10 protein-coding genes are annotated in these 13,526 nt (G+C 29.6%); 2 read left to right on the top strand and 8 right to left on the bottom strand.

The window, feature by feature from the left end; all coding sequences use genetic code 11:
• Positions 1-409, top strand: a 409-nt coding sequence (locus tag C7U54_RS09650; protein ID WP_146137627.1) for a transposase, incomplete at its 5' end; no start/stop codon positions are given.
• A 417-nt stretch (positions 410-826) separates the two neighbouring features.
• On the opposite strand, the gene C7U54_RS09645 is transcribed toward C7U54_RS09650, so the two are convergent.
• Together C7U54_RS09645 and C7U54_RS09640 are read right to left on the bottom strand one after the other, a co-directional pair.
• Entirely contained in the window at positions 827-1,705 is an 879-nt protein-coding gene (locus C7U54_RS09645; protein ID WP_022002108.1) for a hypothetical protein, read from the bottom strand.
• Positions 1,706-1,726: 21 nt separating this feature from the next.
• A complete protein-coding gene (locus tag C7U54_RS09640; RefSeq protein WP_241522604.1) occupies positions 1,727-5,713 on the bottom strand; it encodes an NPCBM/NEW2 domain-containing protein in 3,987 nt (1,328 codons plus the stop codon).
• Between the two features lie 475 nt (positions 5,714-6,188).
• On the opposite strand from C7U54_RS09640, the gene C7U54_RS09635 reads away from it, so the two are divergent.
• Positions 6,189-6,827 (top strand): hypothetical protein, encoded by a 639-nt coding sequence (locus C7U54_RS09635; protein WP_107030150.1) that lies wholly within the window; start codon positions 6,189-6,191, stop codon positions 6,825-6,827.
• A 200-nt stretch (positions 6,828-7,027) separates the two neighbouring features.
• Here C7U54_RS09635 and C7U54_RS09630 read toward each other — a convergent pair whose 3' ends face one another.
• From C7U54_RS09630 to C7U54_RS09610, 6 genes are all read right to left on the bottom strand, one after another.
• Positions 7,028-10,573, bottom strand: coding sequence for a DUF7507 domain-containing protein (locus C7U54_RS09630; protein ID WP_158562562.1), 3,546 nt, complete (start codon positions 10,571-10,573; stop codon positions 7,028-7,030).
• On the bottom strand, positions 10,548-10,850 hold the full coding sequence (locus C7U54_RS14710; RefSeq protein WP_158546531.1) for a hypothetical protein: 303 nt from the start codon (positions 10,848-10,850) through the stop codon (positions 10,548-10,550). Before C7U54_RS14710 ends, C7U54_RS09630 begins: the two co-directional genes overlap by 26 nt.
• Before the next feature lie 342 nt (positions 10,851-11,192).
• Positions 11,193-11,735 (bottom strand): IS30 family transposase, encoded by a 543-nt coding sequence (locus C7U54_RS09625; RefSeq protein WP_233544759.1) that lies wholly within the window; start codon positions 11,733-11,735, stop codon positions 11,193-11,195.
• Positions 11,645-12,448 (bottom strand): hypothetical protein, encoded by an 804-nt coding sequence (locus C7U54_RS09620; protein ID WP_117829373.1) that lies wholly within the window; start codon positions 12,446-12,448, stop codon positions 11,645-11,647. The genes C7U54_RS09625 and C7U54_RS09620 overlap by 91 nt, the downstream gene beginning before the upstream one ends.
• 186 nt (positions 12,449-12,634) lie before the next feature.
• The gene (locus C7U54_RS09615; RefSeq protein WP_022001897.1) at positions 12,635-12,886 is read right to left on the bottom strand and encodes a hypothetical protein; all 252 of its coding nucleotides are present in this window, start codon (positions 12,884-12,886) and stop codon (positions 12,635-12,637) included.
• A complete protein-coding gene (locus C7U54_RS09610) occupies positions 12,883-13,515 on the bottom strand; it encodes a flavin reductase (RefSeq protein ID WP_022001898.1) in 633 nt (210 codons plus the stop codon). Before C7U54_RS09610 ends, C7U54_RS09615 begins: the two co-directional genes overlap by 4 nt.
• Positions 13,516-13,526 lie beyond the last annotated feature (11 nt).

The following is a 13,526-nucleotide window of genomic DNA, read 5'->3' as shown; positions in this document are numbered from 1 at the left end:
ACTTAGACAGGCCTATAATGCCAAAGAAGAATATTTGATATTCGATCAAGTTTCAAAAGAAGAAGTCAATAATTCTAATAAAAGAAAGGAACTCAATGCAGTAATTAAAAAATTCAAACATACACATGTGGAAGAAAGTATAAGTGTTGCGGTGACGCTTGAACATTGGAAAGAAGAAATACTCAACTCTTTTACATGGATAAATGACAGACGTATATCTAATGGACCATGTGAAGGTAAAAACAATTATGTAAAGAAGATCTTATCCAATGCAAATGGTATGTCCAATTTTCAACGTGYAAGAAACAGAATCATATATTCTCAAAACAAATATGAAACTTACACAATGAATGAACATACAGACAGAATAAAACGTATAGGAAATCCTAGAGGAGCCTACAAAAAATAAAATAAAAATAGAAAATAAATAAAAGGAGGAAAACCAGGACCAGACATCATCCTAATTTTCCTCTTAAAAAAGCACTGAATATTTTAGAGGGAATACTGATTCCACATCAATATCCCCCCTAATAATATAGAGCGAATTTCGCTAAAGCACTCGATTATTTAGAGCGCCACAAATTGAAGAGAGGCTCAATCGTACATATAAGCAGAATTATTATGGAACTAACGGCTATGACAAAATAGAAGGTGCCAACAGTTACATTCCGTATTTGCTCTCTTTTTCATAAATTTTATTTTAGTATTTTAGGTTAGCCACCTAGAGAACCCCTAACTTTCAACAGAGTTTTCTTAATCTCCCTTAAAGTGGTTCCCTAAATAATTTAGCTTTTCCTCTAAATTATTTGGCTACCCTTTCTTTTATCTATTTTTTCTTTCTTAGATATAGTAGTAACAATGAAATCAAAAGTGCAACGACTATCAAGATTTTTGGATAGATTAGTTCTTTTTTTTCAACTATCGGTTTTCCATTAATATTTTTTTTATTTTCTTTTTCCTTTTTTTGTTTACTGTCATCTTGTAAAACGCTTCTTTCATCTTCATTTGAAGAAGTTTTATCTTCGGAAGATGTTGTTTTATTAGTATCAGTATCTTTTTTAGTCTCCTCTTTACTTAAACTATCATTTGAACTAACCTTATTTTGTTTACTTGTGTTTTTCCCATCACTATTTTTATGAGAATCATTTGGTTTATTGGTTGTATTTGATTTATTCGTATCATTTTTTGAACCATTGTCTTTAGATGTATTTGAACTATTAGAACCGTTACCCGTATTGGAATTGTTTTCTTTCTTATCTGTTGTAAAAACAGTTTGTACATCATCTAAATTAATCTTTTGATTTTTTGAAGTAGATCCTGTTAATTTTGTTACCTTTACCGTTGTATCCCCTGTAACATTTTTCTTAACTTTAAATGTAAAGCATACTGCATCAACCGATTCATTAATGGTTTTAGAATTGATCAATAAAATAAATTTTCCATTCTTTTCATTATACTCTGGTGTTTTTAATTTTTTTGATACCTGTTTTACTTTAACAAGTTCTAATTTATTTTGATCATAATCAATTTTACCAGAGAAAGCATCTAACCCATTTTCTACTTTGGGAAGATTCAGTGTTACTTCTACTGAATCTTCTTTTTCATTTAAATTCAAATGAGGTTTATCCAATGCGTAAATCATTGAAAAATGAGAAGATAGTATTAATACAAAAGTTGTTATAACTGAGATAATTTTTCTTTTCATCTTTTTCTCCTTCTTTTACCACTAATTAAGTGTTTTCTTGTTCATTATTGAAAGATCGACAATATCAATTTCACCATCATCATTCATATCCGATGCCATTGATTCTATTTCATTTTGAATCAAAGTACGATCTAACAAGTGATTAATTAAAAGAGTTAGATCTAATTCATTATGATAACTATCACCATTAATATCTCCAGTTACAACTAATGTATAACTTCTATCATTATCAAGAACAAGAATTGTTCCTGTTGAAATTATATCAACTTCTTGACCATTTTTAATAAGTTTGAATTGTTTCGCATTTGTATTTAATTTTGATTTTAATTCTTCTAATGAAGTATTTGCATCAATATTTTTAATTACATCATCTTTAACAACATAATCGTCTGATTTAACATATAAATCATCATCCACCTCAGTATCTTTAGCCGTAATCCATGTTACTTTTGCGGTAACATAACCAATATTACCTGCTTCATCTTGAATCATAAAAGTAAATTCGCCATTTTTTGTAAAAGTATGACTACCATTTTCATCACCATTAAGCACTTTTACATTTTCTTTTGAAAAATCTTTTAAAGTTGCTTTCACCGCAAATTCTGTTTTTTCTGTAATATCATATTCTACTGTAGCAGTTGGAACTTCTTTATCGATCCATGAAACTTTGGCTTTGATTGTTTTTTCTTTATTATTTAAATCTTTATAAGTGAATGTATGTTCACCATTTTTATCAAATGTATATGTACTTTCACCAACAGCTTTAAATCCTGAAGGAAGTTGTAAAGTCGCTACAACATCTTTATTAGTAAGTGAAGTTACTGAATATTCGATACTTGGATCTTTATATATTTTTGTTGTATCTTCATAATAATTGAATCTTCTTCCACTTACATATTTATTTGGTCCTTCGTGGTTTCCATAAGTTTCCGTTGCTTCGATTTTCACAAATTTTGCTGGAAGAGATTCATCTAAAACAAGTTCTTTTCTGGCGGTGTTATTTGCCATATTTGTTTTTTCTCCCGCTAAGGTCCATTCTTTACCATCTAAACTTACATAAACCTTTGCTGATTTGATTCGCCCATTGACACCATCGGCAGGATCATAGGTAATTTGTGATAAATATTTTACTTCATTAAAGCTTACGACATAGGTTTTATCTTTAGCAACTTGTCCCCACGTTGTATGCCATGTTGTAAATGGACTGGCATCGATCATATTTTTTGCAGCATATCCACTTTGAGAACTTCCAGAAGATATGTAAGAAATATCTTTAACGTAAACATATTTTTTCTCTTTATCGTTATTTTCAGTAAAGTTATATTCTGTACTATCTCCACTTAAATACACCCCATGTGCTCTGTATCGAGCAAGCACTGTTTGATTTCCTGTAATTCTCGTATCACGATCAAAAGCCTTCCATGTTTTTCCATTGTCTATACTATATTCTAAAACTTCTGTTTTTCCAACAAAGGAATCTTCATCATCATTCACCGCAAGTGTTTTTGAAGAAATATTTTCACCTTTTAAAATATCAATCGTAAACACTTGATTTGATCCTGATATTTTAACTTGGATATCATTATCAGCAGTAATACTTTCGATTTGTTTTTTAGATAAAACTATTTTATGTTCTAATGAGGTTTCCCAAGTATTTCCCCCATCCAGACTATATTGGACTTGGAAATCATAATCATCATATTTTGAATTCATAACGATCTTACCCGCATTTTCTCCATCAAAAGAGAATGAAGCTAAATCGACTTTGTCACTGCCTAGGAGTTCACGGGCAATTTCTCTACATGCTCCTGATTGTAACACTTCATCATCTGTCGCATTTAAAGCTTTATTCAAAGCTTCTGTTTTTAACATATCAACTTCTAGTGCATCTTCTCTATTCAAATAAGGATTAATCACTCTTAATAAATCTGTCATAGCCATTGGATAGTATGTATATGTTGAAATCACTCTTTTAGCGAATTCTAGCCAATTTGCACTTGTTACTTTATCACCTTTTTGTTTATAAAGATTAAGTATTGCTTCAAAACTATCTAAATTGATATCTAAAACTTCTAGTGCTTTATTATAAACTTCTTCTTTTTGTGTTCCACTTTCATAAGAATTAGCAATTAAGTTATAATAAAGCGATTTTTGATAAGCTTCATAGTTATTTAAAGCAGCTTGTCCTAATAATTGATATCCACCGTTATTTCCTACATCCGATTTCACTCCATTACCTAGATCAACCTTTAATCCCATATGTGGTCGTGTAAATGATTTATTATTCCAATTTAATAATAAACGTGTTCCATTTCCACCATACCATTTTGACGAACTTTGTCCCCAACCAAAAATATTGTTTCCAATACTCCAGATACCTTTACCATCACTATTTTGTGAATAAGTAAAATAAGATTCATGAGCTGGTTGATAGATACCTACTGTTGGTATTCCATAAACACGATTTAAGTTTTGTCCTAATCTTGAAATATTCCAACAAATACCTCCAGCTTCCATAACCATCCATGTTCTTGATGTCTTTGTTCCATCACTATTTAATCCATAAGGAATGTTATATTTACTTAATTGATACTTCGTATCATATGTTTCTTTATTGTTTGCATCATAAAGTTTATCTTGAGCATAGTTTGGTGAAACATAATGCATATAATTATAAGGGTTTAGAGCTTTATTGAGATCCGTTCCATGACGTGATTGCGAGTAATGTCTTAACCAATCGATTTCATCATTACTAATAGAATCATTCATTACCATTCGAATAAGTTCCATGTTGTATGTACTAAATTCATCTTTTCTAGCAAACAGACCTGAATCGTATAAGTTTTTTATAATTTCATATCTTTTTAAAGCATCATAAGAATTCGGTTGCATATTGAAACTCAACGGTGAACCGTTTCTATCTGTACTATAAGCAATTGCTAAGGCAATCATCATCTTTTTATAAACATCACCTTGTGTTTGATCATTAAGATCATCTTTGTGCTTACTATATAATTCTTTTAATAGACTAACACATTTTAAAGAATCTCCTACATTTCCAGTTTCAATAAATAGTTGTAAGTTTTCTTGGTCATTAAAAATCCATTTAATAGCTTCTTTAGCTTCACCAGTATCATCATCTTTGATACTGTTTTGTAAATTCCAATAACCCATGCGATTAACAAATTCTCTTTTTAATACTGTATCGAAATGATTATTATAGTTTTCTTCTACTGTATTTTTAGAAAGAATTTCATCATAGTAAGATACCTTTTTAATATCATCAAAAAGTTCTGATGAAAGATCATAGTTTTCTTTTACAATTCGCGAATCTGCATAAACAGCATGATCTACTGCATTTGAGCCATTTTTATCTGCATATAATCTTAAATATTTATAATCTTTAATATTTAAATCTACATCTAAGGCATTGTCTTTTGAAGTTACTGGATTTGATTTATAAAGTTCATCCCAATTTGTTCCATCCTTTGAAGCAGAAATTCTAAACCAAACTTCTCCTAGACCATTTTTAGAAGCATCGACTCCCATTTTAGAAACAAATCGGGTATATGTACCTGAAAAACCAGAAACATCATAGGTAAGTTGTGAAGAAGCATGCGCTCCCATACCTTTACTGAAATAGACCCTTGTTCCATCAACAAGTAAACTGATTTGCCCATTTTCAATATTCTTGTCTTTTTTGATTTCTCCCCATCCTGCATAAGACCAATTATTTTCTGTAATATAATCTAAATCAGAAAGATATTTATAGTCTTCACTTTGGTGAGCAGCCATAACAACAATATTTTCTTCATCTTTTGAAGAATCCTGAGCACTGTTATCTTCATCTTTACCAGTGTTTTCATCCATCACTAAGCTTTCATTCGTCGTTTCTTGAGTTTCTTGTCCACCATTTTCTATTGCATAGGAAGAAACGGGACATACTATTTGAAACAACACAAACAAAACTAAAATACTACTTATTGCTTTCTTTGATTTTTTTCTCATACATTCATCTCCTTTACCGAAAGCAAATAAACTTATAAACTTGAGTTTATCTCTCCCATAAATCTAAAAAAATACTCTTTGTCGATTTCATTGTCTGTTGCTTTACATAAAGGCTTCATTAACATTAATATAAAAAGGTAAAGATCATCTCAAACCCAACTTTTCTCTAATTCAACTAAATTCTTTTCGACTTAGGTGAGTTCTCTATATTTTTAATAGTCCTTCTTTATTCAACAATTATTTATCATTTATTCAATTAACAAGACAATGATTTGTTATTGTTTCACTTTCTATACACACCCCTCCTCATTATCTCCTATCTATCAAAATAGCATATCTTTATGATTTTAACAACAACATTTATATTTCTGTTAAGATTCAGCAATTATGTCACCGTAAAATCCCGCAAAAATGTCACCATTATTTTCTTTCTATAATTTATCCTCTATCATGTTATATGAAGGAGGTTTTTTTATTGGACAAAAAAGAAGCTATTGATTTATTGTCTAAAAAATTAAATGATGATCATAATTTATCTTATGACAAATTAGCTATTATTACTGGCCATTCTAAGCGTCAGCTTATTCGTCCTTTAAAAGAAAAAGGTATAGATTCTACATTGAACCACAGTGATAAAGGTTTGGCAGCCAACAATCGTGCATCCGACAATGAAATTGATTACATTGTCAATTTTAAAAAACCATACCCTAATATCACTATAGCACAATTTAGAGATATTTATCTTGTAGATGTGATTTTCAATCCATCTAAAGAAGCTGATGGCCTACAATATAACCTTAAAGTAAGAATCATTTCATTCTTTCAACGTCTTTACAAACAATTCAATTGGTCATCTCCTTCACACATCACTTCACAGTGGTGCACTAGATTAAGCTTCTCGAATAGCACTAGTGCACATGAGGTAGGACTTTCACCTACAGGATTTCTATATTCCTTGACACATTTCAAGTTTATAGCTAACTATCTTGAGCAACCATTTGTAAATAGAAAATATCATGCCCCTATAAACATGGCATATAAGCAACTGCCTGTCGCACAAAATGATGATGTTGATACATCATCAGACTTAGATATTTCCGAAATTGATTTCTAATGTATAAAGAAACGTGGGGCAAATTTGCCCCACATCATTTGTTAGGTTTTATTTCAAGCCATGATATTTGAAACTGCTTTTCAAAATCTTGTGGTTTTAATATATGTAGTAAAAACAGACCTCTTCTGTTTCATGAGATCTGTTTCTACTAAGTTTTATCTATTGAATGATTTCTATTGTAGTAATCAATTCAATAAATATTATTTTTCTTCTTTTCTTCTTATTTTAGAAGTTAAATAAATAATAATTCCACCACATGTTATTGCTAAAGTAGCCCATAGAATTAATTGAGTATCATCACCTGTTGTAGGTTTTGTAACAACTTCAGTTTTTTCAACTTTAATTGTTGATTCACCATTAACACTGACATCTTTTCCATTAGATCCTAATCCTTCTACTTTAACAGTATTTTTTACATATCCTCTATCTTCATCTGCTTTTTTTATTACATATTTAGTAGTGAATATTTTTTCTTCTCCTGGCTTTAAGTTATCAATAGTCCATTTATCTCCTGTTAATTCATCAATAACTTTGATTCCCAAAACAGTAACATTACCATTGTTGATAACTTTAATTTCATAAGTTACAGTATTACCTACTTTATATGTACCTTCTTTAGTTTTTTTTTCAACTAAAACACTTGAAATTGCAGCTTCTACATTTTCTTCTTGTTTACCAGGAACGACTTCTGGAGTAATTTTATCTAAGATATCATCACTTGTTGCGGTTGCTGTATTAACAACTGAACCTGCTAGAACATCTTTTTCAGTTACTTTATAAGATGTTTTGAATACTTTACTAGTTTCTCCAGGAGTTAATTCTTTAATAGTCCATTTATCTCCTGTTAATTTATCACTAACATTAACATTGTATAAAGTAACATTTCCGTCATTTGTTACAGTGATTTCATATTTAATTTCTTCACCATATTTATAAGATTTACCGTCTTTTGGATTGCTTACTGTTTTCTTATTAACAATCATATGAGCATTAATTTCTTCTGGAGTAATTGTTGATGAACCAGTTTCTTCTATATCATTCCCTTTTGGATCTTGACCTTTAGCACTAGCAACATTTACAATTTCACCATCTAATATGTTATCTTCAGTAATAACATACTTAGCAGTTAATTCTTTTTCTTCTCCTGGTTTTAAAGTATCAATTGTCCAAGTATCACCAGTTAAATCATCTCTAACATTGATGTCGTTGATTGATACATTACCGTTGTTAATAACTTTAATGTTATAAACAACTGTTTCACCTAATTTGTAAGAACCTTCTTGAGCTTCTTTAATAACTACAAAACTTGGTTTAGAAGTTTCAACAGCTTCTTCCCTTATTCCAGGATCAACTTTTGTTTCTAAGTTGTCCTTATCAGGACTTTCTCCTTTAGCTGTTGCTTTGTTTTTTACAGTACCTGCTAAAACATCTTTCTCAGTTACAGTATAAGATGTTCTAAAAGTTTCGCTTGTTTGCCCAGGCGCTAATTCCTTTACAGTCCATTTATCTCCTGTTAATTCATCATTTACTTCTATATTTTTAACAGTTAGATTACCGCTATTTGTAACTGAAATTTCATATTCAATTTTTTCACCTAGAGCGTACACATTCCCGTCTTTTGGTGTACTTACAGTACGTTTATTTACTGTTAATTTAGAATTTTTAGTTTCAATAGCTACCTTATCAGTATTTTCAAATTTCTTACCATTTTCAAAAGAAACACTTACTTTATTTGTATATACAGTACCTTTTAGTATGTCTGCTTCAGTAACTGTATGTTGAGCTGTAGTGGTTACAGTTTTTCCAGGTTCGACATTTTCAAACCTTGTATTACCAGTAATAGTAACCCCTTCTTGCTCTTCAATAATCATATTTTTATTTTGACCATAAATATTAGTAGCTTCAATAGTAAATTCAACGACTTCTCCCAACCTATAAGTTTTAGAATTGTCATGTGATTTTTTAATAACTTTGTTAGAATCAATTGGTTTGTTTTTAGTTCCATCAGTAACCTTTAAAATTCCAGGAACCAACTCAATTGTATAGTTTTCTTTTTTAGCATTACCTTTAGGAGTTACTGCTGTAATTGTGTTGCTCGATTCACCAACAAATGTTTGCTCACCAGTAACTCTAATATCAAATTCTTCTCCTTTAACAAATCCACCGTCAGATACAGAATATCCAGAATCACTAATTGGGTTCCCATCATATTCTTTTTCTGCGCTGTTTGCTGTTAATTTAACTTTTTTAGGGGTAATTTTATATGAAAGTGGCTTTTCACCTTGATATATACCTTTACCTTTGATAGATACTGTTACATCACCTACATTTGTTAAATCTTGACTATAAACAACATCATAATCAACACCTTCAACTAAATCTTTTCCTGTAACATTATCTTTAATAGTTGGAGTCCACTTTTGTTCTTGACCATTATAAACTTTGTCAACTGGTTGATTACATGTAAAACGGTCATCTAATGATATATCAATTTTTGATTCATGAACTGCTTGAATTTCAATATCTTCTTCAACTACAATTTGAGAAATTTGATTTTCTTCAATAGCGTTTCCTGCTTTAATAACAGTACCATCTCTTAATTTTACGTCTTTATTTACAACATAATTTTTAAAATTGTACCCTTCATTTGGAGTATCTTTAACTCCTTCTGGGCTACCATTGATATCAACAATTTCTTCATTTTTACTTAATGTTCCATGCCCATCTGTTGTATAAGTAACTTTAGGCTTAGCATTAATAAAATTTAAATTAGGAATTTCTTCATATTCGCTCCATGTATTTCCATTGTCTAATGAATAACTCCAAATTTTGATATGATTAATTCCATTGATTGCATATTTAGATTTAAATTTCACATGGTAGCCATTTTCTGGTGTAGTTTTAAAACCATTGCCGTAAACTTCTTTGACATCAATTTCAAATTCATCCTTATCTGTTGGCATAGGAATTTGAACATTATCGGTAGCACTACCTTCGCCATTTAAAGTTAAATTAACATTAGCAGTATTGTCACCTGTAATACTGAATTGAACATTTTTTGAATCTTTATTTTTATCAAAATTTATACTTCTTTTATTGATTTTAATAGCTTGCTGATTTACAATAGTTGGCTTGCTCATCGCGTATGTTAAACAACCAGAACAGTTTACATCAATAATATTAGTAGCTTTTATAAGCAAATCAACCGATCCAATTTTTCCTCCAAAATTTACAGTTCTAACAAAATAAGTAGTATATTGATTTAAATTTTGAGCGTATTCAGGTTTCCATTGGTTTGTATTGTAACTTGGGCTACCATAACCTCCTTTAAACATATCGAAATTATGTTTACTTGATTCAATGATTCCCTTATTCATTTGCTTAGTAACACGACCTTGAACTAACTTTAAAGTAGTGATATCCGTATTAGTTCCATTTTTCTTAATTCTAATTGTTCCATTACTATTGTTCGGTGTGAAAACTGCTCTGTCCCCATTAGTATCCTTAACCTCTAAATACATCTTCCAATCTGCATCATTGAACTGTAATGTTCGTCTGCTAAACGTTCCATCTTTTGTTTTGACATCAACTACAATATTGTTAATATTTGTTTGGGGTGATAGTGCCCACTCATTTTTTAATACTTGATCATAGCTAACATTTGCATCTCCCCAATCATAAGCACACCATAAATCTGATAACAACAATATTGCTCCATATTTATTTAATTGTGCATTTTTTTTCATTACTCGTCGTAAATTTATTAGTATTAATAAAATGCGGCGAAGTACGAATGCGTGAAGCATCTGATGTTGTGTCATTAACGTGAAAATTAGGTGATTTATTGACATCAATTGTATCATAGTTATATTTCGTTTCAAAACTTTCAATATTACTAGTTTCACCAAGTGCACTAGTTTTATTAGTATTAGCCGAAATAGTTGTAATCAATCCTAACACTAAAACACAACAAATAACAAGTTTTAAGATTTTCTTCATTGTATATTTTTCCTCCCTTTCCATATTCTAAGCTAAGTCAGACCAGTAGAGACTACTATATATTTGTAAAACAAATATAATTTATTTTATTTTTAGACTAAACTGCCCTGCTTAATATTTATATATATATTAATACTTAATATATATATAAATATTAACACTTAGTATATATATGTTTTTCTCATTTTTTTAGTAAATTATTGCAAATTTTTGGGAATTTATTTTAAAACTATGTTGTCATTGTCGTTTTAGCGTATTTTCCTTTTAAAATAGGTTTTCTATACTTGCCACATTTTAAATCGACTAATCTTTTTTTTATAAAAACCCGAATTGCAAGCAGAAACTGGAAATAAGAGAAAAAAGTAATTAATTTTTATAGAAAATCGTATTTTCAGTTACGTTAATTTTTGTTAATTCGTCAAGAAATAATTTTTCAGCAGGAAGATATCCAAGTATCTTCCTTTTCTTTTGATTTATTTTGTTGTTTATATCAATGCTTGCTTTTTTATCGATTGTATTAATATCTGTTCCCTTTTTAATAAAATACCTGACAAGAGCGTTGCAGTTTTCATTTGAAGCTCTATCACAAGAATGATAGGGTCTACCAAGATAAATTTTAGTTCTTTGTTCTTTTGTGTTGGGCTTTATTTCCATATCTTTCCATCTTGAAAACTCATTACCGTTATCAAAAGTAATGGATTTGAAAATATCTTTAAAGCTGTTCCCATAAAACTTGTGAAGCTTGTTGATTTGCATATATACCTTCTTTGATGATTTGGAAGAAATAGAAATCATATAATAAAATCGAGTTTTTCTTTCTAATAAAGTAAGATAAGCTCCATTTTGTCCATCTCTGGGACCAGTAACCAGATCACCTTCCCAATGACCAAATTCACCTCTTTCATTGATATAATCTGGTCTTTCTGCAATGGAAGTTCCTTTTTTCTTTTAGGAATATAGGTTTTCCAGTTTTTCTTTGTCTTCTTTCTAACCATACGAGGAAGATCGATAGGTTTTATAGATGTTCTCCCTTGATGTACATAGTTGTAAAAGGTTTTAGTAGAAATAGTTTCTAAATTAGCGATTTCATCAGATTGATGAAGAATCAAATAATTGATGGTTTCATCAATAGAAGAGAGCTTGTTAGATTTAATTTTGTTTTCAACGATAGAGATAAAATCTTTAGCTTTATCACCACAGTAAGGACAAATACCATCAAAGTTAAAAGAATCAGGGTCTCTTCTTTTTACAGGTGTGATAGTGCCATTACGATTGATATCTTCAAAAGAAAGCTGTTGAACAGAATCATTTTTAAAAAGAGGAGGTTCATCAACTTTTAAATCAGCATAAGGGATTTGGATATCTTTATTATTAGAAGATTTCAAATGAGACAGCTGTTTCTTGGTAATGGGATTGATATTGTTTTCAAAGAAGTCATTGAGCCAATCAATATGTTTGGAAGCTTCATCAAGATGATAAATGAAATCAACATTGTTTAAATGATCAGAAATAGAATCAGGAATCTTGTTCAAGATGTTTAAAGGTTGAAAATATTGAGAGAATTTAAAATTTTGTTTAGAAAAAGATTCAATAGAATTAATTAAATGTGTTATACTTTGCATGATGAAATATCCTTTCGTTAGATTTTGGTTGGCGCTTACAAAATAAGAGAACATGGTTCCCCATATTCTCCCTTTTTACTACTATTTTATCATATTTTTTAGCTAGAAAAAATTTACTCTTCACAGCTGTTTTTATATGATTTTTAACTTTCTAAGACCACATTCATCTCTCATTTAATACCCCTGCTATATTTTTAATACAGGAAATTGTAATTTTTCATTACATGATAAGTTAAAATCCATACTTTCTAAAAGTAACTTTGATTTATTTAATTCCATATAAACTCTTTTTCTTATTCTTCTTTTTTCAAAGAATATAAATCTTTTTGTAATTAGATCAAATTTAACAGATGAACAACTATCATGATCAATCACTTCAATATAATACTTGTGATTTACTACTTTTCCATTACTTTGATAATATACTACTAAATTCAATTTTCTATTTCCTCTTTAAATATAGGATCAAAGTCATCCTTTCCTCGGCCACATAAAGGACAAATAAAATTATTAGGCAGTATTTCACCAATATGTACATAACCACATCTTCGACATTTCCATCCTATAATATGTTGAGATGATGCTTTATTTTTTTCTTTTAATACCACATTTTTTTGATATTCATCATATGTAATAGGCTTACTATTATTGATATCATTGATATCAATAACTTGCGCAATAAAGAGTGTATGTGTTCCTAAATCAAATTTACTGATTACATTAGCGCTTATGACAGTGCTTACATTTTTTGTTACATAAGGAACATTATTTTTATCCATAACTGTTGAAATATTTTGAAACTTATCATTTTTTCTTCCTGAAAAAAGTTCAAACTTCTTTACCATTTCACTTGATACATCTTTATTTAAAATACTAATCGCAAATTTTTTGCTTTTTTCTATCAATTCATTTGTATAACTATTTTTCATAACCGATATAGAAATACATGATGGATTTGTTGAAACCTCCATACAATTATTAATAATACAACCATTCTTTATACCGTTAAATTCTGTTGTTAATAAGAATAGTCCCCCTGTTATCCTTTTTAAAAAATCTAAATTCATATTTCCCCCTA

The sequence above is a fragment of the Faecalibacillus intestinalis genome, from assembly GCF_003024685.1.
GTDB classification, from domain to species: domain Bacteria; phylum Bacillota_I; class Bacilli_A; order Erysipelotrichales; family Coprobacillaceae; genus Faecalibacillus; species Faecalibacillus intestinalis.
The sequence above is the reverse complement of the archived record's forward strand: the minus strand, read 5'-3'. Positions and strand labels throughout refer to the sequence as shown.